Below are 26258 nucleotides of genomic sequence, written 5' to 3' on the forward strand. Positions count from 1 at the left end.
CAACAGCAGCGACGAGGCGATCTCGGACGTGCCGCCGGCAGCCGACTGGGGCCTTTGCCAGGAGCTTCGCGACCGGATCGAGGCGAAGTCGGCCCTCGTGGGCATCATCGGCCTGGGGTACGTCGGCCTACCGCTGGCCCGAGCGTTTTCAAACGGCGGCTTTCGGGTCCTCGGGTTCGACAGCGACCCGACCAAGGTGGTCCGACTCCGACGCGGCGAGAGCTACATCGGCCACATCCCGGATGCCACAGTCCAGGAGATGCAGGCCCGTCAGTTCAACGCGACCGACTCCTTGTTCCGCCTCGACGAGCCGGACGCCATCATCATCTGCGTCCCCACCCCGCTGACCGCCGCCCGCGAGCCCGATCTCTCCTACGTCGTCCAGTCGGCTCGCGCGATCGTCGATCGGCTCCGGCCGGGCCAACTCGTGGTCCTGGAGAGCACCACGTATCCGGGGACGACGCGCCAGGTCGTCCTGCCGATTCTCGAGAGCGGCAGCCTGCGGGTCGGCCGCGACTACTTCCTGGCCTATAGCCCCGAGCGAGAGGACCCGGGTAATCCCACCTACACCGGAGCCGCAATCCCAAAGGTCGTCGGCGGGATCGATTCCGCAGGGCTCACGCTGGCCTCGGCCCTTTACGAGCGAGCCATGACCGCGGTCGTACCTGTCTCGACCTGCGAGGTTGCCGAAGCGTGCAAGATCTTGGAGAACACCTATCGCGCCGTGAACATCGCCCTGGTCAATGAGCTGAAGGTCCTTTACGACCGGATGGGGATCGACGTCTGGGAGGTGATCGACGCGGCGAGGACCAAGCCCTTCGGCTTCCAGGCGTTCTATCCGGGGCCTGGATTGGGTGGGCACTGTATCCCGATCGACCCGTTCTATCTGGCCTGGGTCGCTCGCAAGTACGGCCTGTCCACACGATTCATCGAGCTGGCCGGCGAGGTCAACACGGCCATGCCCGATTTCGTCGTCTCGAAGATCTCCGAGGCGCTGAACGATCGCGGCAAGCCGATCAAGGGCAGCCGGATCACCCTGCTGGGAATGGCCTACAAGAAGGACGTGGACGACCCCCGCGAGTCGCCCGGCTTCGAACTGATGGGCCAACTCCTACGACGGGGGACCGTGGTCCATTACAACGACCCGTACATTCCCACGCTGCCGCAGACGCGTCGCCTCGGCCATCTCCCGATGGCCAGCCAGGAGTTGAGCCCCGAGTACCTTCGCGACCAGGACTGCCTCGTCATCGTCACCGACCACTCGGCCTACGACTGGGCCTGGATTGCCGCGCACGCCCCGCTGATCGTCGACACCCGCGACGCCATGCGGGGCGTCGCCGTTGCGCCGGGCCATGTCATCCGCGCTTGAGGGGGCCACCCGCGGAGCCCCTTCGCCATAGAGTCCCCGGCCAAGGTTCTGTCGTCGACGTTCCAACGGCTCGTCAGGTGTCGATGGGCCCCTCCAGATAGTAGGCCTCCCCGTTATGAACGTCGGTTCGCTTCCTCGGCCAGCCGGGAGAAAGGAGGGATCGACCAGAATCGCAATGGCCGTCGAACGCGGCTGACCGGGCTGCGTCGCCTGACGGATCAGTGAGAGGACGTGGTATGCGACGGACGTCGCTGACCAAGGCCTCGTCCGGTCCCGAACACGACTCGGCAGGCTCATCATCTTGCCAAGCACACCCGCGAATCCGCCTGTCTGAGGAGACGCGTTCGGAGCCGTTCCGGAAACCAACCCTCTGCGGCTCGCACCCCGCGGAGGCCATCGACCTAACGGGTGCAGAATTAGGAGAGTGAATCATGCTTCGCGGACCGACTCGGATCAGCAAGCGACTGCTCTTACTAACAACCCTGTCCGCGGCGTGCCTGCTCGGCTCGCCTCGGGCCGCCCACGCCGTCCCCGTGCTGCAGCTTGCACTGGTTGAAGATTCGGCGAGCACGCCGGTATTGATCAATTACGTGGGCCCCTCGGGAGGCTTCGGCCCCGGCGGCGCTGTAACGTTCTCTGGAGTCTACGGAGACTTCACAGTGACAATCTATGGCGGGTCGTCAACCAACTCCGCCAGCCTGAGCAACCTCCTCTCTTCCACGGTGAGTGTCGTTAACAACAGTGTCGGAGAGCACACGCTCTACCTCTGGGTCTCCCAGACAGACTACACCCTGCCGGTGGGGCCGATGCTGTTCGGCGAGGCCGGGACGGGGGGCAGCATAACCTCCGGCACCCTCGGCATGATGGGTATCTACCAGGCGTGGGCAGACTTCGGCAACACCCTCTTCGGGACGACCCCTTTTCCAGGCGGCGTCACGACCGGCCTTCAAAATGGAACCCAGTCCGGCAGCACGTTCGATTCGGGTTCAGCTTCCGGCGTGTTCACGCGCCCGGTGACGCCGTTCTCCTTGACGAGCCTCACCATCCTCAAGATGAGCGGGGGCGGCATTGTGAATTTCGCCGATCACATCCTCGTGACGGGGGTTGCTCCTGAGCCTACGACGATGGCCTCGGCACTCATCGGCCTCGGGCTCGCCGGCGGCCTGGCGCAACTGCGTCGCCGACGCGTCACCGTCTGAAAGCGACGCGAATCGGCGACCACGCAAACAGATGTCCTCGAGCGGGGAGGCCGACGAGCCTCCCTGCGCCCTTTTCCGACGGTTCGCCGCCACGGCCCGCCGCGGCGTCGCGAGACTTCATGCGACCGGTCGAGACCGGCCCGCACACCACCCATCCCGGCGGAGATGATTGAGACGGCCGCCCAGGCCGACCGGCGACCCAGTCCCAGGCGGCTCGACCCCGAGCGACCATACCTTGCAAGGCAGGCGGCGGACCTCCGATGCAACGAAAACTCAACGTGCGGTTTCTCGGGTTCCTGATCGGCCTCTTCGTCCTTTCCGGCGTGGGCGTTCACACGCTGCACGGCCACCAACTACGCCGCTCTGCCGGCGGCCTGCTGCAGCAGGCCGCCGAAGCCGAGTCCGAAAATGATCTCCCCAAGGCTGTGGACCACCTCGAGCGTTACCTGGGGATCCGGCCCGACGACTCCGATGCGCTCGCCCGGTACGCTCTGCTCCGCGAGCAGTTGGCGACCACCACCGCCAACCGCAAACGGCTGCTTCCGGTCCTGGAGCGGGCCCAGATCCACAATCCGGGTCGTTCCGACCTTCGGCTCCGGATCGCGCGGATCGACATCGAGCTCGGCGATCTGGCCGCCGCGCGAGAACACTTGACGGTGCTGCCGAAGACGGGCGAGACGGAGCAGCTCCTCGGCGAATGCGAGGAAGGCATCGGCCACCACGAGGCGGCGGCGGCCTGGTACGCAAAGGCGCGGGGCCACGCGCCGGCGCAGATCGAGAGCTATGTGCGCCTTGCGAACTTGCTGCGTCGCCGCCTCAAAGATCCGGACGGTGCCGACAGGATCATGGACGCCCGAGCTGACGCAGGGGGCCTTGTCGCGACCAACCCGAAGTCCTTCCGGGCCTATCTGGAACGGGCACGCTACCGCCAGGAATACGGGCTGGCCGGCGGCGACGAGGACGTTCGGCGTGCCGCGGACCTGGCACCCGACGAGGCGGACGTCCTTTTTGCGGGGGCCGAGCGGGCGCTGGCCCGCGGCGAGCACGAAGCGGCCCGCGCCGCATTTGATCGCCTCGCCCGTCTCCACCCGCAGGATCATCGCCCGTATCAGGGCCTTGCCGATCTGGAGTTGTCGGCCCACAAGCCCGACGAGGCCGTGCGCTGGCTGCAGAAGGGGATCGAGGCTCTGCCGGGAGTCGCGGACCTTCGCTGGCGGCTCGCGGAGGTGCTCGTCCAGACCGGACGGGGAGATGAAGCGGGCCGGATCGTCGGCCGGCTGGCCGAAGAGGGCTACCCGGTGGAGATGGTCGACTACCTCCAGGCCCGCCTTGACGTTGGGCGAAACCACTGGGTTGAGGCGGCTCGGCGCCTCGAAGAGGTCGTCCAGAGACTTGCGACGCACGAGGTGCTCGTCCCCAAGGACCAGCGTGCGTTTAGCAGGCAAGTCCAGCTCCTGCTCGGCCGCTGCTACGAGCGGATCGGCGACCAGGAGAGGCTCTACGACGCCTACCGGAAGGCGCTCGACCTCGATCCCGGCACCTACGATCCTCTCGAGCTCACAATCAGGTGGAGCCTGGCCGCCGCCCTGACTTCCCTGGACAGGATCGACGAGGCCCTGACCGAATATGAGCGGATACTGCCGCGTGCCCCCGAAGCCCGTTCGATCATGGCGAGGCTCGCGATCGTGCGAAACCTGCGCCTCGCGCCAGAGAAGCGGAATTGGGGCGACGTGGACCGGCTGATCGACGGCCTGGGGACGGCCCCGACGATCGTCGCCAAGGGGGCGCTGTTAAGGGCCGAGGTCGCTCTCGCCCGGGGAGAGGCGGCACGGGCTCGCGAACTGCTCGTCGCGGCGAAGGAGAGTCATCCCGACGAAGCTGAATTGTGGACTACCCTGGCCGACCTGACCGGCCGCCAAAACCGACCTGACGAGGCGCTCGAGCTCCTTGATGAGGCGCGGCGTCGCTTCGGCGACACGGTCGAGATCCGGCTGGCGACGGCGCGATCCTGGGCCCTTCGCTCAGGGCCTGAGGCCCGCGAAGCCCTAGCCCGGCTGGCCGATGGCGTCGACCGTTTCGGTGAGGAAGCCGGGACGCTCCTGGCGGGGCTGGCCTCGGTCCACCTGCAGGCCGGCGACACGGCGGCTGCTCGCCGGCTCTGGACAGAGGTGGCCCGTCGACGGTCGTACGACCTAGGTAGCCGCCTGATCCTCTTCGACCTGGCCACCCGAGACCGCGACGCCGCCGCGATGGGTGGTCTGATCGACGAACTCCGGAGGATCGAAGGAGACGGGGGCGTCCACTGGCGCCTTGCCGAAGCACTTCGCCTCATCGCCCTTGTCGAAACTCATCAAGACGAGGCCGAGTCGACCCTCCGGGCTCGCACGCTGCTGGCTGAGGTCGCCGTCGTTCGGCCGAACTGGTCTGGAGCCGCACTGGCCCAGGCCCGGCTCGATGAGCTGCGAGGCGACGCCGACCTGGCCGCCAAGGGGTACCTCAAGGCGATCGAGTTGGGCGACCGCAGACCGGACTCGATCCGACGGGCAGTCCAACTGCTGATGAGCCGCCAACGCTACGTCGAAGCGGCTCAGTTGCTCCAGCAGGCGCAGGGCCAGACCCCGCTCTCGGGCGACCTCCAACGATTGGCTGCCGACGTCGCGCTCCGGGGTCACGAAGATCGACGAGCCCTCGACATGGCCCGGAAGGTCGTCGCTGAGGGCTCCAAGGACTACCGCGATTACTTGTGGCTTGGCCAGACGGTCGAGGCGATCGGCCGCCGCGCGGCGGCCGAGGGACGGGCCGATGAGGCGAAGGCCCGGATGACTGAAGCCGAGCGAGCCTTGCGACGCGCTGCGGCTCTGGCTCCAGAGGTGCCGGAGCCCCGAGTCGCTCTGGTGCAATTGCTGGTTGCCGACCGGCGGCGCGATGAGGCTGAAGCCGCCATCCGAGAGGTCCAGTCCAAGCTCGCGGCGAGCGCCCCCCTGGCCCTCGGCTGGTGCTACGAGACGGTCGGACGCCCCGACCAGGCGTTCGAGACCTACCAGGCGGCCCTTGCCGCGAGACCCAAAGACCCTACGACAATCCAGGGACTCGCTTCCTACTATCTACGCACGGGTCGGCCGGCTGAGGCTGAAAAACACCTCGAAAACCTCGTCCAACTCGGCGAGCGGGCCCCCGAGCAGTCGGGCTGGGCCCGTCGGACCCTCGCGATCTTGCTCGCGGCGGGAGGCACGCACCGGCAGGCGATCCAGGCCCTCGAACTCCTCGGCGCGGAAAGCGGGACTGCGTCAGGCCCTGCCGTCGACGCCGACCTTCGCGCCCGAGCGCGGGTCCTGGCGCTGCAACCCAGCCGCGCGCGACGCCGAGAGGCGATCGCCCTTCTCGAGCAGCTGGGTCGACGAGCCACCCCCGACGACCAGTTCTTGCTCGCCCAACTTGCCGAGGCCGACGGAGACTGGCCCAAGGCCCGTGAGCGGCTGCACGGCCTTCTCGACGCCGACGGCCAGAATCCGCAGTACCTTGCCCTCCTCGTCGGGGGCCTGCTGCGTCACGGTCATGTCGAGGAGGCTCAGGCCTGGTTCCAGCACCTCGAGACGGCCCAGCCCCGGGCTCCGGAAACCATCGAGATGCGGGCCCGGATTCTGGAGGCGCGGGGCCGCCGAGACGACGCAGAGAAAGTGCTCCTGGACTTCGCCCGCGAGGACGAGGTGAGAGCAGAACCCGTCGCGGTCCTCCTCGAGCGGCTTCACCACCCGGCTGCGGCCGAGAATCTTTATCGGACCGCCGCGTCACGGCGACGCCCTGAGGCGGTGCTCCGCCTGGCGACCTTCCTCGCCCGTCAGGGGCGCGTCGATGAGGCGCTCGACATTTGCGACCAGGCCTGGGGGGCCTTCAGCTCGGACAAGGTAGCCGTCACGAGCGTCGAGGTCCTCACCACGGCCGTCGCCAGCGAACCGCAATGCCAACGCGTCGCCGACCGAATCGCAAGGGCGCTGGACAAGGCCCCTGAGTCAGCGACGCTCCGATTCTCGTTGGCGAACGTTCGGACCCTCCAGGGAAATTACCAGGAGGCAGAAATGCTCTACCTCCGGATTTTCGAGCAGGATCGGACGAACGGAACCCCGCTGAACAACCTCGCCTGGCTCCTGGCCACCCTGGGTGTACGCGGCCCAGAGGCTCTTAAATTGGCGGAGCGGGCCATCGAGCTGAACGGCCCCAGGCCCGACCTGATCGACACGCGTGGGGTCGCCCACCTGGCTATGGGCCACGCCGACCTGGCGGCTAGAGACCTGCAAGACGCCGTCGCCGTCACCCCTGCCCCAGATAAGTACTTCCATCTCGCACGCGCCTATTTGATGGCGAAGAAGATCGACGAGGCACGGGCTGCGCTTCGCGAGGCCGTCGATCTGGGGCTCCAGGAGGGCTCGCTCCACCCGCTCGAGAGGCCCGCTCTCCGAACCCTGACGGCTGCCCTCGCCCGCCACTGAGCCGTCAGCACGAGCGCCTCTGCTCCGAAGTGCCGCAAGGCCACGGCGGCACCAGCCGTCGAGGCCGAGATTTTGGGGACGTTCGGGCAGCCAGAACCCGCCCGGACGACGCAACGGTCGGACGGCGGCGGTACATGATACGCGCCTTCCTAAGACTGGGGGCGGTCTTTCCTCTTTAACGCGCCGAAATTCTGGCGTCCGGCACTATTGGACGTGGAATCATGAATTATACAAGAACTATTGTATGTTGTACTGGCCATGAAACTGTTGCATCAGGATTAAGCGGTCCAACATCCGCCGCCGGGGGGCGAGCCGTCGAACTGTCGACATGCTGCAGTTCGTCATTGAACCTGGAGAAGCGCTCCAGTGAGCCCTTCCTGGCAGCATGCGGAGCGGCCGAACCCCTCCGCCTGCTTGTCGAAGTGCCTGGGGAGTACCATCCGAGAGAAATTGTCCTGCCTGGACCGTTCGCCGTCGTGGGACGCGACCCACAGGCCGACGTCTACCTGAACCACCCGCAAGTGAGCATGCGCCACGCCTATCTGCAGGTCGCCTTCGGGCGACTCTTCTGGTTCGACCTCGGCAGCCGAACCGGGACGGTTGGTTGCTCCGGGAGCCGTCCCGCCGGGCGGCTAGTATTTGGCGACAGGCTTGGCATCGGGCCGTTCATCCTCCGCCTAGCGGCAGCCACAGATCCGGCCGTGAACGACGAGGACTCGGAAGGTCTCACCCCACTGTCGTCCCGATTCGTCGGCAAAGACGACTTGCCGAGCAGAGCGTTGGAGATTCGAAGCGAGTCGAGAGGCAGCTCAGTCCACGAATTACAGAGGTTGCTGACGCTGGTGGGGCGCTCGCCGATCTGTCGTATCTGCCTTAGCGACGCGACCGTCTCGAGGGCCCACTGCTCCCTGGTCCTGACGCCGCATGGCCTCTGGGTCGTCGATCTACTTGGTCGCGGCGGGACTGCCGTCGACGGCGATCGGGTACGATTCTCCCGGCTCGATGCGGGCGACACCCTATCCGTTGGCAGCCTCAGATTGCGCGTGCGCGACGATGCGGCGCCGTGTGTGGAGGGACCTTTTTCCATAGGTGCTGACATCACGCCCGGCGTGCTGGCCCCATCGGAGGCGCTGATCGCGCCGCTTATTCAGCAGTTCGGTCAGATGCAGGACCAGATGTTCGACCAGTTTCGCTCATTGCTCGTGGCGACCTTCCAGATGTTCGGAAAGCTGCAGCGTGACCAGATCGACTTTCTGCGCTCGGAGCTCGACCAGATCCGCCGGCTCTCCGAGGAAGTCGCCGAGATCAAGGCCGACCGCGCGGGAGCCTCGAGATCCTTAACTTCTGAGCCACGCCAAGCCCAGGCCGTCCAGTCGCCTCGCTCACGCAACGGGCACCGCCCGCAGCCAAAGCCCCTCGACCCTCAAGTCCACTCGCTGCTCGACCGCCGCATCGCAGCGATGGAGCAAGAATCCCAGGATCGCTGGAGCTCGCTGGTTCAAACCCTCCTTGGCGGCTCCTGTCCTCCACGTGTTTGATGCCGGCTCCATTGACGAGCCCTGAAGGACTTCACTGCGGCGAAGCCAGCCAACAAAGCGGCAACGGATCCCTGAGTCACCCGCCCAGCATCCCCTCGATTCCGCCACGCGACAATTCGGGTGGAATAGCTGCAGACCCGCATAGAGTGGGAGGTTCGCCGTGTCGCTTCCAGAACGAATCCTGAACCCTTTCACGCTGTCGGTCCTTCTGACTTGGGTCGCCGTCGTTCGCATGTGGTGTCGGCCCCGGCCGCCCAGGCGTCGCTTGGCCGGCCTGACGGCTGCCGTCCTATGCCTGACCACGGTCAGTCAGCCGGTGGTGGCTTACTCTTTGCTAGGGAGCCTGGAATGGAGATACCCACCCCTGGAAATCAGGCCGCCTGGGGCCAAGGTGGTAGTGGTCCTCGCCGGTAGCGCTGCGGCCGCGGATGGCTGGCGTCGAACCGCTGAACTGGGCCCCAGCACGCTCTATCGTTGCCTACACGCCGCCGAAGTTGCGCGTAAGTGCGGCAATCTGCCCATCCTGGTCAGCGGCGGCCCGATCGATGCCTCACCAGCCAGCCCGACCTGCGCGAGATTGATGCGAGATTTTCTCGTGGCTCAAGGCATTCCCTGCTCGACCCTGGTCGAGGAAGCTGCCTCGCGCACGACGTACGAGAACGCCGCAGAATGCCGTGAGAAACTCGGCCTTCGACCTCCTGGGGCCGTCATCCTAGTCACCGAGGCGATCCACATGGAGCGAGCCATGCGCTGCTTCCAGAAGCAGGGAATCGACGCCGTGCCGGCTCCCTGCCACCACCAGGCGATCCGATTCCGACCCTCGCTCCGAGCTCTCTTGCCTAGCGCAGCTGCGGTCCAATCTTGTATGGACGTCGCTCACGAATGGATCGGCCTGGGTATATACTGGATTCGAGGCCGGATTTGACACAAAACAAGTCAATCCAACTGTCGCAACACGAACATAGAGACCTCAAGAGACGAAACATGGCCTGATGAAATCAGTTTCCATATTTATATTGTCAGTAGACTCCCGCCACACTTCCCTCCCGAGCGGTCGCGCGACGCACTCGGACGGCTCGCCGTCGAGGGCCTAGCCGAGCTTGTCACATCCCCCCACCCCGCCCTGGAGCCGGCCTCAGCCGCGCGTACAGACTGCCGTTCAGGCATAGTCAACCTCGCCTGTGCTGCCTCCGAGTCTTCAGCCAAGGCCGCTGGAACCGCTCTGATAGACGAGGAACGTTTCCGCTCGCAGCAGTGCTGAAGTGGTCCCCATGGTCGAGACCACTCATGAGGGCTCATGTCCCTCCTCTCGCACTTCGATGGAACACAACGGGTTCCGTTGCATCCCCGACGAGCGATGACGCTCGACCTCGAGTCGGGTAACCGGCGCGACCGCCGGTTGGCGGCCGCGCTAGGTCCAGGTTCCGAAGGAAGCTCACTTCACGCGGAGAAGCTTCATGATTCGGCCGGAGACGTTCCAGTCCTGAATGTAGAGGTTCCCGTCCTGGTCCCACGACGAACCGTGGGTTCCGCTGAACACTCCTTCGATCCACTGGTTCTGCGGCACGTTGTAGCTGCCCCCCTTCTTCGCGTCGGGGTTGTTGCCCAGCACGGCGATGATCGTGTTGTTTTTGTCCAGGATCACCAACCGCCCGTGCAGGTCGGGAACGGAAACGAAGTCCCCCTGAACGTTGGCCGAGGTCGGCATGCCCAGGCCGGTGACGACCTCGCCGATGAACTTGCCGTCCAGGTCGTAGTGCAACAGACGCCCCTTGGGCAGGTGGTTGCGGTCGCAGATCAGGAGCCGCGGGGGCTCGTACCGCGTGTCGAGCGTCATGCCGTGAGCGGTGTGGAACTCTTGCAGGCCGTCGCCGTGCGTCCCGAAGTGCATCAGATACTTGCCGGTCTTGTCGAACTTGAAGATGCGGTCGCTGGCGTAGCCGTCGGAGAGGAAGATGTCGCCGTTGGGTGCGACGGTGATCGCGGTCGGGTTGAACTTCTTCAGATCCAGGCCCGACTCCTTCGGGAACGGCAGCTTCAGGACGATTTCGCCGGTCTGGGCGTTGAGCTTGACTCCCTCGGCGTTGTTGTTGCGGGCCCCGTAAAGGAACTCGCCCCCCTCTTCCGAGCGGATCTTGATGTCGTGCATGTCGGAATAGTTGTCGCCGAGGAAGGTGCGGATCACCTTGCCGTCGGGCGAAAAAACGAAGACGCCGGCGTGAGCGCTCGTGTAGATGCTTCCGTCCTTGCCCACTGCGACGCCGCCATGGCACGGGCCAATCGCCGACTTGCCGTCGGCCGCCAGGCCCCAGCCCGGCACGGTGTCGAACGTCATCGCGCCGCAGCCCATCCGGACGGGCAGCGGCGTATCGGCCGCAAAGCCTGCCGACACGGTCCCGAGGGCGAATGCGAGTGCAACAGATGCGAGGCGGCTGGTCATGATCAAGTCTCCTGCAGGCTGGGGTGACGCCCTTGGAAGGGGAATTCGCAAAGCCTACCGGGCCCGAAGACCAAGAGAAAGACCACGCCGCCTACCGGGCGACACGTTCTTTTGATCAGCTTCCCTCAGGTGTTTTCACGCGGAACTCGCGGACGCTGAACAGCCAGGCCCCCAGGGCGAGGAACACGGTCGACACGCCAAGCAAAACCGATATGGAAGTCGCGGCGGTCGGAGCCTCGTCCAAATCGATCGACCAGTCGCTGCCGTTCCCTCCTAGCAGGCGTAGGATCAGGACGCGCATGTGGAAGAGGATCGTTCCATACCGCACCAGGAACGGAATCGTCGAGACGACCCCCTCGAAGACCAGGGTATACCCCACGCCGACGACCAGCACTCGTTTCGTGAGCAGCCCGAAAAAACCGAAGATCGAGATGTAGGCCAGCAGAGCCAACGCCCAGAGTCCGGCCGTCGCCCCCGCCTGCTCGATCAGTTCGGCCGCGCCATAGTGGTCGATCCCCCAGTTCACGGCTGCGATGGCGGCCGTCGTGAAGAGACCCGCGAGGGCCGCGGTGACGAGCGTAGCCCCGAGAACCTTCGCCAGGTAAATCGCCCAACGAGGGATCGGGCGGATCAGCAGATAGGTGAGCGTCTGCTCCTCCACGTCGTCCTGCACCAGGCTCGACGCGAACAGCAGTGCAGCCAGTGGCAGGACCGCCTGGGGGATCAGTCTGAAGATCAGAGCCCGCTCGCTGTCCCCGGCGTCGTATGGGACCTCGTTCCGACGAACGAGCAGAGCGACTGCGACCGGGGCCGCAAAGATCAAAACGAACAGCCAGATCCGCTTGCCGCGGAGCTGCCGTTCGACTGTGATCCTGAGCACCGTCGCCAGGGCCCCAAGTGAGGGGACGTTCGAGACCGGCACGGGATCGACCCAGGGCGGGCCCCCGACGGGCGGCGGGGTGGCGGCGGGCGTTGAAGCCGAGGTCATGAGTTCACCAGATACTTGAAGACGGCTTCCAGGTTGTCGTCGTCGGAATAGATTTCCTCGATCGGGGCGTCAGCCTCGCGCGCCAGGGCCGGCAGCCGCTGGTAGAAGACGTCGGGAGCGCGGGTCTCGACGACGATCGAGCGTTCGTCGCGGGGCAGTTCCACTCCCTCCACGTCGTCCCAGCGAACGAGCTTGGCGGCCAGGGCGCGGCGGTTGGGTCCCTTCAAAACGATCCGGTGCGGGTGGGCGTCGATCAGACCGCGAATCTGACGAACATCGCCGAAGGCGACCAATCGCCCGTGGTTCATCAGCACGATCTGCGAGGTGAGTGACTGAACCTCGTAGAGCACATGGCTGGAGACGAGGATCGTCTTTCCTTGCTTCGCCAGCGATCCAACGAGTTCCATCAGCTCATGGCGGGCGACCGGATCGGTGCCGGTGAGGGGCTCGTCCAGGAAGAGGACCTCGGGGTCGTGGACGAGAGCCTGGGCGAGCTTGGTCCGCTGCCGCATCCCCTTCGAGTATCCGCGCACCGGGCGATCGGCGGCGGCCGTCATCCGGACCTGTTCCAGAACCCGGTCGGCGGCCTTGCGCGCCTCACGGCCCCCCAGGCCGGCAAGCGTCCCGCAGGTGCGGAGGAAGTTGCGGCCCGTCATCCACTCAAACATTGCGTCCTGTTCGGGGCAGAGTCCGATGTATCGGTTGAGGCCGGAGTTGCTCCAGGGCCGCACGCCCAGCACGCGGACTTCCCCCTGGCTAGGGCGAAGCTGGCCGGTCGCCAGTTGCAGCAGCGTGCTCTTCCCCGCGCCGTTGGGCCCGAGGAGACCGGTCACGCCCCGCCCCACTCGGAGCGACAGGTTGTTCAGACCGATCACCTGGCCGTACCACTTGGAGACCGAGCGGAACTCGATCACCGCCGGAGTCTCGGGGGGGGCGGTCGTGCTCATCTCGTCGAGGTCCCTCTTTTACTTCAGACGGTCCAGCGAACGGACCCTCGTGGACAGGACGACCGCCGACGCGACTGCGAGCCCCGCCAGCACTCCAGCCGACCATTTCCAGGGAGGACGGCGCTGAGCGGCGGATTCCACGCGGATCCGAGGCGGAGGCGGACCCTCGTCGGGGGCACCTGGGGGCGGCGGGGGGCCGATGGGAATGCCGAAGATTCTGGGTCGCCGCGGGCGCTGGCGTGAGCGCGCCGCCGCCTCCATCGCCTCGCGACTTGCTCGGAAGACGCCCGCCACGCGTTCCCACTGGGCGTCGTAGTCGAAAAGGGCGTCGCGAACCGAAACGAGGTCGGCGGAGTACGAGGCCAGAGGCGCCCACTCCTCGGCTCCGCCACGTCGAATCGCGTCGGCCGCCGCTCCTCCGAGCATCCAGACGCCGACCCACATCGCCGTGACGAACCGCGAATTGCGCGAGAGCGACGAGAAGGCCAGAATGAGCAGCCCCGTCGAGCCCGCAACCACAAGGCTGAACGCGACCGACGCCGCAAGCACTCGCCAGGTGTCCGTGAGCGTTGCTGGATCCAGACTGAACGCGAGCCCCAGCAGGTACGCCAGAATCGCCGGAGCCAGCATCACCGCCAGCAGGAATGCGGCGATCACGCCGAACTTCCCCAGAAAATAGTCGATTCGACGAAGAGGACGGGAGAGATACAGCGGCAGGGCGTTGAACCGGAGATCCTGGCTGATGAGGTCCGGCCCGACCAGCATCACCAGCAGGAAGCTGAAGACGAGTTGGACCTGAAAAAACTGCACGAAGGCCAGAGTCCAGAACGTCGTCCGAAAGCCTTTCGGCCCAGATGAGATCTCCTCGGGAAGCCCCTGGAAGAGAAACAGGAACGGAGCGAGGATCGACGACTTCTGTTCAAACAGGCCCCACAGCGCCAGGAAGGCGGCCAGCAGGAGTGCGGGAGCCAGTGCACCGATCAGGGTGGTGACCAGCCATCGGTTCTTGAACTGGGCCTTCACGCCGTTACGGGTGATGGCCAGCCACCGAAACGCGTGGCCGGCGAGCTTGCCGTCCCAGTGTTGATATCCCTGGTCCAGGATCGGCATCAGCTCGCGCCCTCGACAGCCTGGAGGAAGACCTCTTCCAGCGTGCTCCGGCGGGGGCGGAGCAGACGGATCTGCTCGGACGTCTCATCTGCGGCCGCCCAGAGCGCCGCCACGCCTTCGCCGGCGGGGAGGGCGACGCGTAGGTGGTCGTCAACGGCCGTGGAGTCGACGCCTCGATCGGCGAGCGCCGCGGCGAACCGCGTCTGATCTCCCCGCACCCGCAATTCAAATTCGTTGGTATGGGGCTTCTTCAGCTCCTCGATCCGCCCCTGGGCGAGGACGCGTCCACGACCCATCACGACGACGTACTCGCAGACGGCCTCGACGTCTGGCAACAGGTGGCTGGAGATGAGCAGGTTCATCCCCTTGGCCCGCGAGAGGTCGCGGCAGAGATCGAGGATCTCGCGACGGCCGGCCGGATCCATGCCGTTGGTCGGTTCGTCGAGGATCAGAAGCTTGGGATCGTGGACGATTCCCGAGGCGATCTTCAGCCGCTGTTTCATGCCCGTCGAGTACGACTCGGCGCGGCGGTAGCGGGCCTCGCGGAGATCGACGTAGTCGAGCACCTCATGGGCGCGACGGAGGGCGTCGCGAGGGGGCATGCCGACCAGTTCGCCGGCGTAAGCCACGAACTGGACGCCCGTGACGCCGGGGAAGAGGCATTCGTCCTCCGGGACGAAGCCGACGGCCTGGCGGATCTCCAGGGGCTGCGACGTGAGATCCATCCCCAGAACACGTCCACTGCCCGAGTCGATCCGGACGAGGCCCAGCAGGCTCCGAATCATCGTCGTCTTGCCCGCGCCGTTGGGGCCGAGGAGCCCCACTGCGCCTTCCGGGAGCGACAACGAGAGCCCCGACAGGGCCGTGACGGCCCCGTAGGTCTTCGTCAGATCTTCCAGCTCGATCAGCATCGGGCACCGGGATGAGGCCGTCGCGGCGTCGGGGCGTCCACAACAGGCGTTCGCGAACGCCGCCCGATTATTGTGCGGCCCCGGCGCGCCGGCCGCAATCGGCCGGCGGCGGAACCGATCGACGCTCGATCAATTGAACAGGAAGTGGCAGATATCGCCGTCCTGCATCACGTAGGCCTTGCCCTCGACGCGGAGCTTGCCCGCGGCGCGGATTTCCTTCTCCGACTTGTAGGTCTCCAGGTCGTCGAGGGTGTAGACCTCGGCCCGGATGAACCCCTTTTCGAAGTCGGTGTGGATCACGCCGGCCGCCTGAGGGGCCGTCGCGCCGACGTGGACCGTCCAGGCCCGAACTTCCTTTTCGCCGGCCGTGAAGTAGCTCTGCAACCCCAGGATCCGGTAGGCCTCACGGGCCAGGACCGCCAGCGCGGGCTCGTCGAGACCGGAGGAGTGGAGCATTTCCAAGCGGTCGGCCTCGTCTAGCTCGGCGATCTCGGCTTCGAGCTTGGCGCAGACGGCGACGACCCCTGCCCCGATCTCCTTTGCTCGCTGACGGACCTTGATCGCCAGCGGTCCCTCACCGTGCAGGTCGTTCTCGTCGACGTTCGCGACGTAGAGGATCGGCTTGGCCGTCATCAGGCCGAAGCTGGAGATCGCCGCGGCCTCGGCCGGGTCGAGCGTCAGCGTTCGGAGCGGCTGGTCCTTGCCGAGGTGCTCCAGACAGTGCTTGATCGCCTCGACGCGGAGCTTGGCTTCTTTCTCGCCGCTCTTGGCCGTGCGCTCAGCCTTGGGCAGGGCGTTCTCCAACGTCTGGAGGTCGGCCAGCATCAACTCGATTTCGACCGTCTCGACGTCCGAGAGCGGATCGACGGCCCCAGCGACGTGGACGACGTCCGGGTCCTCGAAGCAGCGGACGACCTGAAGAATGGCGTCGACCTCGCGGATGTGGCTGAGGAACTTGTTTCCGAGCCCCTCGCCCTCGCTGGCCCCCTTGACGATGCCGGCGATGTCCACCAACCGCAGCGCCGCAGGCACCAGCTTTTTGGGGACGATGTATCGGCTGATCCGCTCCAGCCGCCCGTCGGGGACGCTGACGACCCCCTCGTTCGGCTCGATGGTGCAGAAAGGATAGTTCGCGCTCTGAGCCGCCTTGGAGCTGGTCAGTGCGTTGAAAAGCGTACTCTTGCCGACGTTCGGCAAACCGACGATGCCAGCCCTCATAGCGAAGCGACGCCCTTGTCCCTTGGTGGTTGAATCTCGCCGGCCCGACGGCCGATGAAGCGGATTATCGTACCCGGCGACGCCCCACGGCGTCTCCACGAATTCCGAAGGCCCGCGTTCCCATCCAGGCGAGCCGGCGCTTAGATTCGGGAGTAAGGCCGACGCTGGGCCGGCCGCCCCCGCCTCACCTCTCGGACGCCCGCTCATGCGCCCGATCGGTCTACTGTGCTTCGCGATGGCCTCGGCGGGGGTTCCCACCTACGCGGAAGAACCAGCGGAAATCCCCGCAGCGCTCGACCGGGCCGCGAAGGAAGCAGCCGTACAGGTCGTGAATGTTCGGACCGATCTCGACGTCGAGACCCCATTCGGGCCCATAACGGCGAAGCCGACCGGCTCCGGCCTGACGAAGTACGCCCGACTCCTCTCCGAGGAATTTGCCCTCTACCCCGCATCCCTGGTTCGAAAGGCTCGCCTACGGCGGCTGGTTCTCTGCTCAGACCTGGCGTTCAACGGGGAACTTCGAGGAGCGATCCCCGACTACTGGCACGGGGACCTTTATCTGGATGTCGTCCGAGGCTCCGCCAGCCCACCTTACCAGCGAACCGCGATTCATCACGAATTCTTCCACCTCGTCGACTACCAGGACGACGGCGAGGTCTATCGTGACGACGCATGGTCGGCGCTGAACCCGATCGACTTCCGCTACGGTCCGGGAGGCGCCAACGTCCAGGACGACCCCTCTGGTTCCCTGCCGAACGAAAAGACCCGCGGCTTTCTGACGGCTTACGCGACCTCCGGCGTCGAGGAAGACAAGGCGGAGGTCTTCTCACGGCTGATCATGATCCCTCGCGAGGTCGAACGTCGGAGCAGCGCTGATCCAATCATCTGGCGCAAAGTCGCCCGCATGAAAGACATGCTCAAAGCGTTCGAGCCATCCGTCGACGAGGTGTTCTGGAAGCGCATCGCGGAACGACCGGACACGCCCATTGGGCCTGTCCGGTCGCCAGCGGCCCCCCCTCCTCATCCTGAGGCTCACTTCGAATCGATGCTCGGCAACGGGAAGAGCGTCGAGGGGACGTGGGACCGTTCCATGATCTCCTTGATCCGAGCGACGATCTCCGGCTGATCGGCGGCGACGTCGTGCGACTCCCTGGGATCGGCGTCCAAGTTGTAGATCTCGATCGCCGTCTTCCCCTGGCGGAGGTTCTGTCGAACTCCCTTCCAGGGTCCCATCCGAACCGCCTGCTGGCCACCGTAGGAGGCGAACTCCCAGTAGAGGAAATCGTGGGCCTTCTGGGCGTCCGGACGGCCGAGGAGCGTCGGGGCGAAACTCACTCCATCCAGCCCCGGCGGCAGGGCGTCGCCGATCCCCGCCAGATCCAACAAAGTCGCGGGGACGTCCGGAAAGTAGCCGATGAAGTCGCTCGTGGTCCCCGGCTTGATCCGTCCTGGCCAACGAACGATGAAGGGGACCGCAATCCCCCCCTCATAGACCGAGCCCTTCAGCCCCCGCAAATCGCCGCCGGACTTGAAGAATCCAGTGTCCGCGCCGCCGACGTCGTGGGTCGGCCCGTTGTCCGAGGAGAAGATCACGATGGTGTCGTCGTCGATACCCGTCGCCTTCAACTCGTCGAGAATTCGTCCGACGGTTCGATCCATCCGCGTGACCATCGCAGCGTAGGCGGCGTGGGGCTTTGGGTGGGGCAGATATCCCTTGTCGCCCTTGTACGGATTGGCGTCTTCGAGCTTATCGGTGTACTCGGCCAGCGAATCCTCCGGAACCTGAAGGGCGACGTGCGGGATGATGAACGGCAGGAACAGGAAGAACGGGGCGTCCTTGTGCTCGCGGATGAATTTCAAGGACTCGGCCTCGAAAAGGTCGTGCGAGAAGGTCTCGCCCGTAAGTCCGGCCGTGTTTCCCTTGAGCATCACCCTCTCGTGGTCGTTCCAAAGGTATGTTGGATAGTGGTTGTGGGCGTGTCGCTGGCAGTTGTACCCGAAGAAATGGTCAAACCCTTGCTTGAGCGGCTCGCCTTCGGACCCGGGAAAGCCCAGGCCCCACTTGCCGATCGCCGCTGTGGCGTAGCCGCGCGACTTGAACATCTCGGCCATCGTGATTTCGGAGTCGGGGATCGGCGCCTGGCCCTCCGGCTGGATCTCTCGATTGTCTCGGACGAAGCCGTGGCCCGAGTGCTTGCCGGTCATCAACGTGCAGCGCGACGGCGCGCAGACGGGTGACCCCGAGTAGAACCGGTCGAAACGCATCCCCTCGGCGGCGAGATGGTCGATCGAAGGCGTCCGGATCTTCGCCTGCCCATGCACGCCCACCTCGAACTTGCCAAGGTCGTCGGCGAAGATGAAGACGACGTTCGGCTTGCCGTCGCGGGCCCATACCGGAGCCGCTGTCGCCAGAAGCAGAAAGGCGCAAAGCCTGTTCGTCCAGGTTCGTCCGCTCATGAGAGTCTCCGAAGCTGCGCCGAATGGGGATAAGTCGCGAGGGGAGGGCGACCCCTCTTTGTAATCGACCGAAAGGCGCACGGCCAGATCGCCGGCTTCGGGGCTCGCTTCGCGGCTATGCGCCGGTTACGATGCCGCGACGACCTCGAGAACGACCGGAGGTAGACGATGACGATCCGACGAGCGGCGGCGTACCTTCTGGCGATCGCAACCGCAGCCTCCTCTGCAGAAGCCGCCGAGGGCTGGTCGGCAGGCGCTGCGGCGGCCGACGTCACGCCGCCAGGACCCGTCTGGCTCGCGGGCTATGCCTCCCGCAAATCACAGTCGGAAGGCGTGACGCTTCCGATCAAGGTGAAGGCGCTGGCCCTTCGGGATCCTTCCGGGTCGACGGCCGTGCTGCTCACGGCCGACGTCGTCGGCTTCGATCGTGGGTTCGCGTCCCGGGTGTTCGATCGGATCGGCCAGGCCCATGGGCTGCCTCGAGGGTCAGTCGCCCTCTTTGCGTCGCACACCCACACGGCCCCGCTCGTCCGCGACGCCCGGCCGATGCTGACCGAGCGCGGCATGGATCTGGCGCAAGCGAAGCCCAACGACGACTTCCGCCGCGACATCGAGGAAAAGCTCGTCGGCGTCGCCGCTTCGGCTCTGCGCTCGCTACGGCCTGTCGAGTTGGCCAACGGCGAGGGTGAGGCGCGTTTCGCGATCAACCGCCGCGAGAAGACGCCGAACGGCTACAAGATCGGCCTCAATCCCGACGGCCCCGTCGATCGCGCCGTGCCGGTGCTTCGGGCCGTCGACTCGGAGGGGAACCTCGTGGCCGTGCTGTTCGGCTACGCCTGCCACAACACGACGCTAACCGACAAGATCATGACGATCTCTGGCGATTACGCCGGCTTCGCGCAGGCGAAACTCGAAGCCGACCACCCCGGCGTCGTCGCCCTCTTCGCCATGGGATGCGGCGCCGACGCCAATCCGAATCCTCGAGGGACCGTCGAGCTGGGACGGCTTCACGGCGACGAGCTGGCGAAATCGGTCGAGGATGTGCTGGCTCGCCCCGATCGGCTGCGAGCAATCGAGGGCGCTCTGCGAACGGCCTTCGCCGAGCCCGGCCTCCCGCTCGCCGGGCCAACCGACCGCGCCTCGTACGTCGCCCGACTCGAGGAAACGCCCGAGAAGCCCGTCCAACGCGCCCACGCACGGAGGCTGATCGCCGCGATCGACGCGGGCCGCCCGATCCCGTCGACCTATCCGTACCCGATCCACGCTTTCTCCTTCGGCGACTCCTTGGTGCTGGTCGCGCTGGCTGGCGAGGTTGTTGTGGACTACTCATTGCGGCTCAAGCGCGAGGCCGCCGCGCCGGGGCGGTCGCTCTGGGTGGCCGCCTACGCCGACGACGTCTTCAGCTACGTCCCGTCCGCCCGCGTCCTGGCCGAAGGAGGCTATGAGGGAGGCGACGCGATCTTCGGCTCCTACGCGAACCTCCCGGGCCCGTTCGCCTCCGAAGTCGAAGCGACGATCGTCGGAACCGTCCGCGACCTGATCGCCAGGATCGCACCGACGCCGTCGAATCGGGAGCCGTCGCGATGAGGATCTGCTGCATCTCGGACCTCCACGGCTACCTGCCTGAAATCCCCGAGTGCGACTTGCTCCTGCTCGCGGGCGACCTCGTCCCCTTGAACGCGCACGGCAAGGCCGAGGGACGCATCTGGCTGGACGGTACGTTCCGTGTCTGGCTGGACGGACTCTCCGAGCGGCTGACGGTCGTGGGCGTGGCGGGAAACCATGATTTCGTCTTCGAAGACGGCGAACCACGATTCTCCCGCCCCTTGCGGTGGACTTACCTCCAGGACTCGGCGACGACGTTCGAGGGTTCGTCCATCTGGGGGACGCCCTGGCAGCCGACCTTCTACAACTGGGCGTTCAATCTCGATGAGCCTGAGTTGGCCTCCCGATGGGACCTCATCCCCGAGGCGACCAATATCCTCCTGCTGCACGGACCGCCCTTCAGCTACGGCGACCCCACACCCAGCGGCCCCGTCGGCTCGCGCAGTTTGCTGCGCCGAATCCAGGCCGTGAAACCCACGCTCGCCGTGGCGGGACATGTCCACTCGGGCTACGGTGTCTACTCGATCGGCCCGACGACGTTCGTGAACGCCTCGTTGCTCAACGAGGACTACAGGCCCGCGAACCGCCCCGTCGTCCTCGACGTGACGGAGGCTGGGACGACGGTCGTGGAATGCGGCCCCCTTTGACTTCGCATCACGCGACCCTACAATGCGTCGCGATATGGCACTCACAACACGCTTGACAGCCCTGTTTCTGCTTACGGCGGCCGCGGCTGCCTCACCGATCGCACACGCCGGCGACGAGATTCGTCGGCTCCGCCTGGAGCCCGATCAAGCGGGCGCAGCGGCGGTGATCGTGCCGCTCCAGACCAATCTCATCCACACGACCCAGGTCTTTCCTGTCGACGAACTCGACCGGGTCGTCGCTGAAGCCCAGCAGATCGAGACGACGCTTGACCGTCTCGATAGGCTGATCCTGGCCTCCGGTTCTCATCTCGCCGACGTCGTCCGGCTCCATGTGGTGCTGGGCCGCGAGGACTGGCGAGAGCCGCTGCGGGCGGCTCTCGCGAAACGCCTCGGAGGGGCCGAGGCCCCGGCCTGGACCTTTGTCGGCGGCACGCCAGCACGGCCCGGAGCCATCCTGGCGATCGACGCCGTGGTGAGCGTCGCGGAAAGTCCCGCTCCGGGCCGTCGTGTGACGAAAGGCGTTCTGACCGGGTTCACGAAAGGCTCGGCGGCTTTCTCGATCCTCTCCGGAGGCCCCCGCGTCTTCATCTCCGGCCAGGCCGAGCAGGACGCCGACCTCGCGACGGCGACTCGCCAGACGCTTCGCAGCCTGGGAGATTCGCTCCGCACGCTTGGACTGGGCCGGGAGCATGTCGCCCAGTTCAAAGCCTTCGTGCAACCGGCCGACTCGACCGATGTCGTCGAGCGCGAACTCGCCGCTTTTTACGAGGGTGACACGCCCCCGCCGTTGGTGCTCGTCGGCTGGAAGTCGCCGGCCACGACGCCCATCGAGATCGAGTTGATCGCCGCTTCGGACGCGCCGGCCGGAGCAGACGCCGTGGAATACCCACCGTTGCCGCCGTTGAAGCCGTCTCCGGTTTTTAGCCGATCAGCGCGCGTGAACCGCGGCTCACTCGTCTACACATCGGGACTCCTCGGTCCCAAGGGCGCCGACGGGGCGGGCCAGGTCCAGGGGATCTTCGACGATCTCCGCGGCCTGCTGACCGAAGCCGGATCAGACTTCCGCAACATGGCCAAGGCCACCTATTACGTCTCCGATCCAACCGCCGACGCAGCGTTGGGTGCGATTCGCCCCAAGCTGTACGACCCCGCCCGGCCTCCCGCCGCCTCCAAGGCCATCGTCCCCGGCGTCGCCTCTCCCGGCCGGGGCATCGAGATCGACATGATCGCCGTCACCCCCTGATCCGCCTTTTGACGGCTCCTTTTCTCCTCATTCATGGAAATCGACATGAGCACCAAGGCCTACGCCGCTCGCGCGGCTGATTCCCCGCTTTCGCCGTTCTCACTGAGTCGCCGCGATCCTCTCCCGAACGACGTTCTCATCGACATCCTCTACTGCGGCGTTTGCCACTCCGACCTCCACCAGGTCCGCAACGAGTGGCACAACACGGTCTATCCCTGCGTCCCCGGCCATGAAATCCTCGGCCGGGTCTCAAAGGTCGGGAAGGACGTTAAGAAGTTCAAGGAAGGCGACCTGGCGGCCGTCGGCTGCATGGTCGACTCCTGCCGCACTTGCCCTTCCTGCAAAGCCGGCCTGGAGCAGTTCTGCGAGACCGGCGGCACGGTCTTCACGTATAACGGCCCCGACAAGCACCTCGGCGGCGTCACCTTCGGCGGATACTCGGAGAACGTCGTCGTCGACGAGGCGTTCGCGCTCAAGGTGTCGGACAAGGTCAAGGATCTCGCCGCCGCGGCTCCCCTGCTCTGCGCCGGGATTACGACGTATTCGCCCCTGAAGCACTGGAAGGTGGGGCCCGGACAGACGGTGGGGATCGTCGGCCTCGGCGGGTTGGGGCACATGGGGGTGAAGTTCGCGCACGCCTTCGGCGCGCACGTCGTCCTGTTTACGACATCCCCCGGCAAGGCCGAGGACGCCAAGCGGCTCGGCGCTGACGAGGTCGTCGTATCCAAGGATCCCGACGCGATGGCCGCCCGGGCTCGCAGCTTCGACTTCATCCTCGACTGCGTCTCCGCCCAGCATGACGTCAACGCCTACCTGAACCTTCTGAAGCTCGACGGCACTCTGACCCTCGTCGGCGCTCCGGAAAATCCCCTCCCCGTCGCTGCCTTCAACCTGATTCTCCCTCGACGCAACTTCGCCGGTTCGGCCATCGGCGGCATCCCCGAAACCCAGGAGATGCTCGACTTCTGCGCCGAGCGCGGAATCGGCTGCGACGTCGAGTTGATCAACATTCAGGACGTCGAGACCGCCTACGATCGACTCCTCAAGAGCGACGTTCGGTACCGATTCGTCATCGACATGGCCTCGCTGAAGAACTGAGCCTGAGTCGATCGTCCACCGCCCCGGACCTAATCATGTCGTCCTCGACGACGGGTGAACCGGGGCGTGTTTCAGGGTTTCCAAAAAGCTGAGCATCAGCCGAGACTGATACCGGTCCGGGTTCCAGCAGGCGGTAACCGTCCGCGACGGCTTCTCGCCGTCGAGCGAGCGGAACCGCAGCCGCGGCGTGGGCTCGGCCGGGACGGCCATCTGGGGGATCAGCGAAATACCGAACCCCTGAGCCACCAGTTGCTGAACCGTCGCAAGCTGGCTGACGCGCCCTGTCGTCACCGGCTGGAATAATCGGCGTCGGCAGAAGCCGCGGATGTCGTCGGAGAGGCAGTGGGCCTCATCCAGCAGGACGAACGGAAGATCGCGGAGATCGTCCAGCTCAACCTGATCGCGTCCGACGAGCGGATGATCGGCTGAGGTGGCCAGGAGGAGTTCCTCTTCAAAGAGGGTCTCAAACTTCAAATACCCGCGCGACGCCGGCATCGCCAGAACGCCGACGTCGATTTCCCCAAGGGCGCAGCGGCGAAGGATGACCTCGGTCACCTCCTCGTTCACTTCAACTCGCGCCCGGGGATATTCCTCGTGGAAGGCTTCCAGCAAGCCGGGCATCAGATAGGGGGCGATCGTGGGAATCGCCGAAACCACGATCTTTCCCGTCTCGCCGTCGTCGCAGAGGAGTCTCGCCGTGTCGTCCACCAGCGAGACGATCTGCAGCGCCCGCCGCCTCAGCAATTCGCCCGCCTCGGTGAGCGCCACCTGTCTCCCCTGACGCTCAAAGAGCTGCCGCCCCAACGACTGCTCCAGCCGACCGATCTGCTGGCTGATCGCCGGCTGACTCACTCCGAACTCTCGCGCCGCCCCCGTGAAACTCCCCAACTCGGCCGCCTTGAGGAACATCCGAAGCTGCTGGAATTCCATAATTGCACCTTATGAATCCTATAGCTCGACCCGGCGTTGAATTATAGACCAAAGCCCTTATGATGACCATGACTGAGGAGACCTCCCGGACGAGCCGTCCCAGGACGACCTGGGCGGGGCGGCGTCGATTGAGCCGTCGAGGGCGGTCCTCGGGAACCTCTCATTCAGCCCGTCGCGCGTCGTGGACGCGTCGAACGAGCGCCCTGTTGAAATGCGATCTGGAGATCGATCGAAATGTTGACCGTCGGCGACAAGTTCCCTGAGTTCACGGCGAAGGCGAGTCTTGGCAGCGGCCCCGAGGCGTTGCTCACGATCAGCAGCGAGCAGTTCGCGGGCAAGTGGGTTGTCTACTTCTTCTATCCCAAGGACTTCACGTTCGTCTGCCCGACCGAGCTGGTGGCCTTCAGCGAGCGTCTGGAAGACTTCAAGGACCGCGACTGCGAGGTCGTGGGCGGAAGCACCGACAACGAGTTCTCGCACCTCGCCTGGTGCAAGGACCACGACGACCTCCACGACCTCGGCTATCCGCTGGTCGCTGCTCAGAAGCTGGCCCCGGCGCTGGGGATCTGCGACCCCGTCGAAGGCTACGCCAATCGCGCCACGTTCCTCGTCGATCCCAACGGCGTGATCCAGTGGGCGGCTGTTTACAACGGCAACGTCGGCCGGAGCGTCGACGAGGTCGTTCGCGTTCTGGACGCCGTCCAGTCCGATGAACTCTGCCCCTGCAACTGGAAGAAGGGCGAAGCGACCATCGCGGTCTGAGCCCCTTCCCGACCGATTTCAGCGGGGCCGTCGCCGCGATGTTGCGATGATCGGCGGCCCCGCCTTCACTCCCACGACCCAATGAGGATTCCGAAGATGCGGTCCCTTGACGACCTGAAAGCGTCCCTGGGCGACGACACCAAAGACCTGCGACTCAATCTGGGAAACGTCCTGGACAACGGCGACCTGCTCCCCGTCGAACGCTGGGCCGTGGCGCTGGCGTCGGCCTATTTCCTGAGGGCCGGCGAGTTGGTCGAGGCTCTCACCGCGGCTGGTTCCGTTCACCTGACGCCTGAGGCGATCGCCGACGCCCGCGCCGCCGCCGCGATCATGGGAATGAATACGGTCTACTATCGCTTCCGCCACATGATCGGCAAACCGAGCTATTCTCAGCGTCAGGCCGGTCTGCGGATGTCGCGGATGGCCAAGCCGGCGGCCGGCAAGGGACTCTTCGAACTCGCCTCGATGGCCTGCGCCGCACTGGCCGGCTGCGAGATGTGCATCAAGGCCCACGAGCAGAGCCTGCTGCACGAAGGTTATACGGAGGACAAGGTTCACCAGGCCGTCCGGATCGCCGCCGTGGTCAACGGCTTCCTGATTGCGACCGCGGCTGAGGCGACTGAAAGCGTGGCCTGACCGCGAGCCGCCGTCCCGGCTGATTGACCGTCCTTCGCACGCTTCCTAGAATGTCGTGGTCCCGACCGTCGCAGGCGGCTGTTCGGAGTGGTCGGGAGGCGTGGTACGGCGGGTATTCAGACGTCCGATGGCGATAACGTACTACAAACGCCTGCGCATGGAGTTGGACCTCGACGGGTCGAACCTGTCGCCGCCTCTTCCCGGCCAGTTCTTCTGGGCCCCCTGGGACGAGACGCTGCTGATCCAGCATGCCGAGGTCAAATACCAGAGCTTCCGCGACGCGATCGATTCGGCCGTCTTCCCCTGTCTGGGAGACCGCCAAGGTTGTCAACGCCTGATGCGGGAGATCCGCCGCAAGCCCGGCTTTCTGCCCGCGGCGACCTGGCTGATCGCCTGTCCCGACGGCTACGTGGGGACGATCCAGGGAGTCGTCGACTACGGCCCGATCGGCGCAATCCAGAACGTGGGCGTGCTGCCGGCGTATCGTGGATTGGGTCTCGGCCGAGCCCTCGTCAATCGTGCGCTTTGGGGCTTCCATCAGGCGGGCCTTCGCCGCGCGTATCTGGAGGTGACGGCCGAGAATCGGTCGGCCGTCATGCTCTACAAGACGCTCGGTTTCCGAAAGGCAAAAACGCTTTATAAAGCTGTTGACGGCTGACCACTCCTGGGCGGG

General features: G+C 65.7%; 21 protein-coding genes. 13 read left to right on the forward strand and 8 right to left on the reverse strand.

From position 1 onward, the window contains the following. Positions 1-28 precede the first annotated feature (28 nt). From G5C50_RS06875 to G5C50_RS33165, 5 genes are all read left to right on the forward strand, one after another. Positions 29-1369, forward strand: coding sequence for a nucleotide sugar dehydrogenase (locus tag G5C50_RS06875; RefSeq protein WP_407673498.1), 1341 nt, complete (start codon positions 29-31; stop codon positions 1367-1369). Between the two features lie 431 nt (positions 1370-1800). Further along, the gene (locus G5C50_RS06880) at positions 1801-2568 is read left to right on the forward strand and encodes a PEP-CTERM sorting domain-containing protein (RefSeq protein ID WP_165066901.1); all 768 of its coding nucleotides are present in this window, start codon (positions 1801-1803) and stop codon (positions 2566-2568) included. Between the two features lie 260 nt (positions 2569-2828). After that, a complete protein-coding gene (locus G5C50_RS06885; protein WP_165066903.1) occupies positions 2829-7055 on the forward strand; it encodes a tetratricopeptide repeat protein in 4227 nt (1408 codons plus the stop codon). A 344-nt stretch (positions 7056-7399) separates the two neighbouring features. Further along, positions 7400-8593 carry an FHA domain-containing protein gene (locus tag G5C50_RS06890; RefSeq protein WP_206107608.1) on the forward strand — a complete coding sequence of 398 codons (1194 nt, stop codon included), beginning with the start codon at positions 7400-7402 and terminating at the stop codon, positions 8591-8593. Between the two features lie 232 nt (positions 8594-8825). After that, positions 8826-9518 carry a YdcF family protein gene (locus tag G5C50_RS33165; protein ID WP_407673499.1) on the forward strand — a complete coding sequence of 231 codons (693 nt, stop codon included), beginning with the start codon at positions 8826-8828 and terminating at the stop codon, positions 9516-9518. Between the two features lie 510 nt (positions 9519-10028). On the opposite strand, the gene G5C50_RS06900 is transcribed toward G5C50_RS33165, so the two are convergent. The 6 genes from G5C50_RS06900 to ychF all read right to left on the reverse strand — a co-directional run bounded on the left by G5C50_RS06900 (position 10029) and on the right by ychF (position 16207). Further along, a complete protein-coding gene (locus G5C50_RS06900; protein ID WP_165066911.1) occupies positions 10029-11033 on the reverse strand; it encodes a 6-bladed beta-propeller in 1005 nt (334 codons plus the stop codon). Between the two features lie 115 nt (positions 11034-11148). After that, on the reverse strand, positions 11149-12021 hold the full coding sequence (locus tag G5C50_RS06905; protein ID WP_165066912.1) for an ABC transporter permease: 873 nt from the start codon (positions 12019-12021) through the stop codon (positions 11149-11151). Beyond that, positions 12018-12968 (reverse strand): ABC transporter ATP-binding protein, encoded by a 951-nt coding sequence (locus G5C50_RS06910; RefSeq protein WP_165066915.1) that lies wholly within the window; start codon positions 12966-12968, stop codon positions 12018-12020. Before G5C50_RS06910 ends, G5C50_RS06905 begins: the two co-directional genes overlap by 4 nt. An 18-nt stretch (positions 12969-12986) precedes the next feature. Beyond that, positions 12987-14078, reverse strand: a complete 1092-nt coding sequence (locus G5C50_RS06915; RefSeq protein ID WP_165066917.1) for an ABC transporter permease — start codon at positions 14076-14078, stop codon at positions 12987-12989. After that, complete coding sequence (locus tag G5C50_RS06920) at positions 14078-14989, reverse strand: ABC transporter ATP-binding protein (protein WP_165066920.1); 912 nt, start codon at positions 14987-14989, stop codon at positions 14078-14080. Before G5C50_RS06920 ends, G5C50_RS06915 begins: the two co-directional genes overlap by 1 nt. A gap of 129 nt (positions 14990-15118) precedes the next feature. Next, positions 15119-16207: a redox-regulated ATPase YchF gene (gene ychF / locus G5C50_RS06925; RefSeq protein WP_165066922.1), complete on the reverse strand. Its 1089-nt coding sequence runs from the start codon at positions 16205-16207 to the stop codon at positions 15119-15121. A 205-nt stretch (positions 16208-16412) separates the two neighbouring features. Between ychF and G5C50_RS06930 the strand changes: the two genes are divergently transcribed. Continuing rightward, entirely contained in the window at positions 16413-17333 is a 921-nt protein-coding gene (locus G5C50_RS06930; RefSeq protein ID WP_165066925.1) for a zinc-binding metallopeptidase, read from the forward strand. On the opposite strand, the gene G5C50_RS06935 is transcribed toward G5C50_RS06930, so the two are convergent. Next, positions 17240-18664 (reverse strand): arylsulfatase, encoded by a 1425-nt coding sequence (locus G5C50_RS06935; protein WP_165066927.1) that lies wholly within the window; start codon positions 18662-18664, stop codon positions 17240-17242. The genes G5C50_RS06930 and G5C50_RS06935 overlap by 94 nt on opposite strands. Positions 18665-18832: 168 nt before the next feature. On the opposite strand from G5C50_RS06935, the gene G5C50_RS06940 reads away from it, so the two are divergent. Genes G5C50_RS06940 through G5C50_RS06955 form a run of 4 tightly spaced genes read left to right on the forward strand, consistent with a single transcriptional unit; the run spans position 18833 to position 23257 of the window. Continuing rightward, on the forward strand, positions 18833-20251 hold the full coding sequence (locus tag G5C50_RS06940) for a neutral/alkaline non-lysosomal ceramidase N-terminal domain-containing protein (RefSeq protein ID WP_165066929.1): 1419 nt from the start codon (positions 18833-18835) through the stop codon (positions 20249-20251). After that, positions 20248-20916 carry a metallophosphoesterase family protein gene (locus G5C50_RS06945; protein WP_165066932.1) on the forward strand — a complete coding sequence of 223 codons (669 nt, stop codon included), beginning with the start codon at positions 20248-20250 and terminating at the stop codon, positions 20914-20916. The genes G5C50_RS06940 and G5C50_RS06945 overlap by 4 nt, the downstream gene beginning before the upstream one ends. Positions 20917-20950: 34 nt before the next feature. After that, the gene (locus G5C50_RS06950) at positions 20951-22159 is read left to right on the forward strand and encodes a RidA family protein (RefSeq protein WP_165066934.1); all 1209 of its coding nucleotides are present in this window, start codon (positions 20951-20953) and stop codon (positions 22157-22159) included. A gap of 45 nt (positions 22160-22204) precedes the next feature. Then, positions 22205-23257: an NAD(P)-dependent alcohol dehydrogenase gene (locus G5C50_RS06955; protein ID WP_165066936.1), complete on the forward strand. Its 1053-nt coding sequence runs from the start codon at positions 22205-22207 to the stop codon at positions 23255-23257. Positions 23258-23290: 33 nt separating this feature from the next. On the opposite strand, the gene G5C50_RS06960 is transcribed toward G5C50_RS06955, so the two are convergent. Further along, complete coding sequence (locus tag G5C50_RS06960) at positions 23291-24187, reverse strand: LysR family transcriptional regulator (protein WP_165066939.1); 897 nt, start codon at positions 24185-24187, stop codon at positions 23291-23293. A gap of 234 nt (positions 24188-24421) precedes the next feature. On the opposite strand from G5C50_RS06960, the gene G5C50_RS06965 reads away from it, so the two are divergent. From G5C50_RS06965 to G5C50_RS06975, 3 genes are all read left to right on the forward strand, one after another. Then, entirely contained in the window at positions 24422-24949 is a 528-nt protein-coding gene (locus G5C50_RS06965) for a peroxiredoxin (RefSeq protein WP_165066941.1), read from the forward strand. Positions 24950-25045: 96 nt separating this feature from the next. Beyond that, positions 25046-25585 carry a carboxymuconolactone decarboxylase family protein gene (locus tag G5C50_RS06970; RefSeq protein WP_165066943.1) on the forward strand — a complete coding sequence of 180 codons (540 nt, stop codon included), beginning with the start codon at positions 25046-25048 and terminating at the stop codon, positions 25583-25585. A gap of 127 nt (positions 25586-25712) precedes the next feature. After that, positions 25713-26243 (forward strand): GNAT family N-acetyltransferase, encoded by a 531-nt coding sequence (locus G5C50_RS06975; protein WP_165066946.1) that lies wholly within the window; start codon positions 25713-25715, stop codon positions 26241-26243. Positions 26244-26258: the final 15 nt, after the last annotated feature.

It is taken from the genome of Paludisphaera rhizosphaerae, assembly GCF_011065895.1.
GTDB classification, from domain to species: Bacteria; Planctomycetota; Planctomycetia; order Isosphaerales; family Isosphaeraceae; genus Paludisphaera; species Paludisphaera rhizosphaerae.

What these genes read in the sequence shown, in the direction of transcription:
- G5C50_RS06880 (WP_165066901.1), top strand. Translation starts at nt 1,801, where the DNA reads ATGCTTCGCGGACCGACTCGGATCAGCAAGCGACTGCTCTTACTAACA.
- G5C50_RS06885 (WP_165066903.1), top strand. Translation starts at nt 2,829, where the DNA reads ATGCAACGAAAACTCAACGTGCGGTTTCTCGGGTTCCTGATCGGCCTC.
- G5C50_RS33165 (WP_407673499.1), top strand. Translation starts at nt 8,826, where the DNA reads ATGTGGTGTCGGCCCCGGCCGCCCAGGCGTCGCTTGGCCGGCCTGACG.
- G5C50_RS06900 (WP_165066911.1), bottom strand. Translation starts at nt 11,033, where the DNA reads ATGACCAGCCGCCTCGCATCTGTTGCACTCGCATTCGCCCTCGGGACC.
- G5C50_RS06905 (WP_165066912.1), bottom strand. Translation starts at nt 12,021, where the DNA reads ATGACCTCGGCTTCAACGCCCGCCGCCACCCCGCCGCCCGTCGGGGGC.
- G5C50_RS06910 (WP_165066915.1), bottom strand. Translation starts at nt 12,968, where the DNA reads ATGAGCACGACCGCCCCCCCCGAGACTCCGGCGGTGATCGAGTTCCGC.
- G5C50_RS06915 (WP_165066917.1), bottom strand. Translation starts at nt 14,078, where the DNA reads ATGCCGATCCTGGACCAGGGATATCAACACTGGGACGGCAAGCTCGCC.
- G5C50_RS06920 (WP_165066920.1), bottom strand. Translation starts at nt 14,989, where the DNA reads ATGCTGATCGAGCTGGAAGATCTGACGAAGACCTACGGGGCCGTCACG.
- ychF (WP_165066922.1), bottom strand. Translation starts at nt 16,207, where the DNA reads ATGAGGGCTGGCATCGTCGGTTTGCCGAACGTCGGCAAGAGTACGCTT.
- G5C50_RS06930 (WP_165066925.1), top strand. Translation starts at nt 16,413, where the DNA reads ATGCGCCCGATCGGTCTACTGTGCTTCGCGATGGCCTCGGCGGGGGTT.
- G5C50_RS06935 (WP_165066927.1), bottom strand. Translation starts at nt 18,664, where the DNA reads ATGAGCGGACGAACCTGGACGAACAGGCTTTGCGCCTTTCTGCTTCTG.
- G5C50_RS06940 (WP_165066929.1), top strand. Translation starts at nt 18,833, where the DNA reads ATGACGATCCGACGAGCGGCGGCGTACCTTCTGGCGATCGCAACCGCA.
- G5C50_RS06945 (WP_165066932.1), top strand. Translation starts at nt 20,248, where the DNA reads ATGAGGATCTGCTGCATCTCGGACCTCCACGGCTACCTGCCTGAAATC.
- G5C50_RS06950 (WP_165066934.1), top strand. Translation starts at nt 20,951, where the DNA reads ATGGCACTCACAACACGCTTGACAGCCCTGTTTCTGCTTACGGCGGCC.
- G5C50_RS06955 (WP_165066936.1), top strand. Translation starts at nt 22,205, where the DNA reads ATGAGCACCAAGGCCTACGCCGCTCGCGCGGCTGATTCCCCGCTTTCG.
- G5C50_RS06960 (WP_165066939.1), bottom strand. Translation starts at nt 24,187, where the DNA reads ATGGAATTCCAGCAGCTTCGGATGTTCCTCAAGGCGGCCGAGTTGGGG.
- G5C50_RS06965 (WP_165066941.1), top strand. Translation starts at nt 24,422, where the DNA reads ATGTTGACCGTCGGCGACAAGTTCCCTGAGTTCACGGCGAAGGCGAGT.
- G5C50_RS06970 (WP_165066943.1), top strand. Translation starts at nt 25,046, where the DNA reads ATGCGGTCCCTTGACGACCTGAAAGCGTCCCTGGGCGACGACACCAAA.
- G5C50_RS06975 (WP_165066946.1), top strand. Translation starts at nt 25,713, where the DNA reads ATGGCGATAACGTACTACAAACGCCTGCGCATGGAGTTGGACCTCGAC.